The organism is Halococcus morrhuae DSM 1307 (assembly GCF_000336695.1).
GTDB lineage: Archaea > Halobacteriota > Halobacteria > Halobacteriales > Halococcaceae > Halococcus > Halococcus morrhuae.
Window position 1 is genome coordinate 1 of the sequence record NZ_AOMC01000092.1, and the last position, 2,266, is coordinate 2,266.

Sequence of the window (2,266 nt, forward strand, 5' to 3'; positions counted from 1 at the left end):
GCCGAGGTCGTCGGTCGACTCGACGACATTCGCACCATCACGCGCTACGCCGTCCGGCCGTTCGTCGCACGCGTCCCCGATCGCGAGTACGTCCCCGACGAGCACGAGGTCGCCGAGGTCGTCGTGCTGCCGATCGCGGCGCTCACCGATCCCGACAACTACGATTCCGAACGCCGCGATCACCCCCACTACGGCGAGGTTCGACTTCACTTCTTCCGCGTCGGCGACTACGTGGTCTGGGGCGCGACCGGCCGCATCCTCGTGCAGTTTCTGGAACTGACGACCGACTGGCGCGTGCCGGACGATCCCGACCGCGTCGTCGATTCGGATGCCGACTTTCCTGTATGAACAATAGTATCAAACTCCCTTGGAACGTAAAATTCGCAACTAAGCCTACAGCACAGATATCTCATTAATGTGGTATCTGAGATACTCTTTAGCAATAGTATGGGAGCGGTGGCTGCGAAGAACTTGCCCATCTACAGCATTTTCGTAGAGATGATCGATCTCTCGGGAATCTGGATCAATTGAAACAACCCCATTGTCAAAATCCGAATGGTGGTTTGGACACAGAACAATCATGTTCTTCTTTACATCTGCCCCCACATGTGGTCTACCGAGGGGTTGAATGTGATGCACTTCTGAATACCCTACATTCTTATCCTTTAATCTGTGATCTCGGCAGATTTGGCATTTATTCGAATATATTTCTTTTATTTCTTCCACAAGACGATGGTCACGGAGACGCCGATCTACTGTGCTCGTATATCGTTTTTCCCCCGCCGTCGAGATGCTATGGGGCGAGTGATCTGTATCTGTAGCAGAACTTTTTACTGTTTCGAAGTGATCCTGAATAAACCTTGAATCTCCTTCCGAGATGAATTCTTGATCAAGCAGCTCTTCAAAATAGCCACGAGCATATTCAGGTCGCAATCCGATGATATCTGATTGTAGCGCTTGGCTGATGAATGGTAGTCTATTAAAATTCTCTTGATATGGCTGATCAAGTGTCTTGATCTCACGAAGATAAATGACCCATTCGTAATCACCCCCGGTCCAAGGTAGCAAATCATCAAATTTCACCTTGCTTTTACCATTGTACTCCCACAATGCCATTACGCCATACGGTTTGTCACCCTTTTCACCCTCTCTAGACCTTGTTGTTCTCCTTGCAAATACAACATCTCCTTTCTGCAATTTTGGAGGCGATTCTGACTGTTTCGGCTCTATTGAATCCCCGACGGCGTCGGGGTGAGTCGTTAGAACGATTGAGATGAAGCGGAAGAGGAGTCTTTGTGCAGAAGATTCTCTTCCGCTTCGTCAAACAGGCTGTCTCGATTGCACGAAAACTTACTGATGCAGCGCTGATCCAGATCAGCGATCCTGCCGGCAACGGAGTTGCCGGCTGGAAGCACGCCGTCCTGCACTTTCTCCGTGAACACATGGACGCGACACTCGCCGAAGTCCTCGACTGGGCCGAAGAGATGGAACGTGTTCGAGCCGCGCTCGTCCTCGAGCGCGGCGAGTTCATTGGTCCATCCGCGCTGTGCAAATCCCTTGATCGAGCGCCGATGGCTGTTTGGCGAGAGCTGCTCCGACTCTCGTCGGAGCTGCTCGATCAGTCCGGTCACGCCGCCATCGATGCCACCTACTTTGACCGCAGAGAAGCATCGAGCCACTATCTCAAGCGGTGTGATCGGGATGTACAGACCGTACAAGCGACGTTTCTCGTCGATACCGCGCAGGGCGCGGTTATCGACGTTCACTGTAGCGCGAAGTGGCCCAACGGAACGAACGTTGGCCCGCAGGTCGCCCTGCGGAACGCGGGCGACCTGCTCAGCCTCGCCGCCGACAAGGGCTACGACGACATGAGCTTTCGCGAGGCTCTCCGGGCNGGGCCGAAGGCGTCCGTCCGCTGATCAAGCACCGTGTCTTCGCACCGTACGATCACGCGCATAACGCACGGATCCAGGACGAACTCTACAACCAGCGCTCGATCTGTGAGACCGTGAACTCGGTGATCAAGCGCTCGTACGGCTCCGCCGTCCGAGCGCGGTCATGGTATCGTCAGTTCCGCGAGATCACGCTCACCGCTGCGGTCTACAACCTCGAACTGGCACTCAAACCGTGAATCCCGCTGCCCTCTGTGGATTCAATAGAGCCGACTGTTTCCCGAACCACGGACTACCGACGTTGTTTGTTCCATATCTAGTTGAATGGCCGTGTTTAATCGCATGACGGAAGTGGAATTTCCTGTTTTGCGGCC

At 54.0% G+C, this 2,266-nt stretch carries 2 protein-coding genes and 1 pseudogene; 2 read left to right on the top strand and 1 reads right to left on the bottom strand.

From position 1 onward, the window contains the following. The coding region (locus C448_RS06575; protein ID WP_004053001.1) for an NUDIX hydrolase at nt 1-348 on the top strand (348 nt) is incomplete at its 5' end. A gap of 45 nt (nt 349-393) precedes the next feature. Here the strand turns inward: C448_RS06575 and C448_RS15485 are convergent. Further along, entirely contained in the window at nt 394-1,116 is a 723-nt protein-coding gene (locus tag C448_RS15485) for an HNH endonuclease (protein WP_080503172.1), read from the bottom strand. Nucleotides 1,117-1,295: 179 nt separating this feature from the next. On the opposite strand from C448_RS15485, the pseudogene C448_RS06580 reads away from it, so the two are divergent. Then, a pseudogene (locus C448_RS06580) lies at nt 1,296-2,131 on the top strand (IS5 family transposase). Nucleotides 2,132-2,266 lie beyond the last annotated feature (135 nt).

Coding starts and splice junctions, on each gene's coding strand:
- C448_RS15485 (WP_080503172.1), bottom strand. CDS start 1,116: ATGGCATTGTGGGAGTACAATGGTAAAAGCAAGGTGAAATTTGATGAT.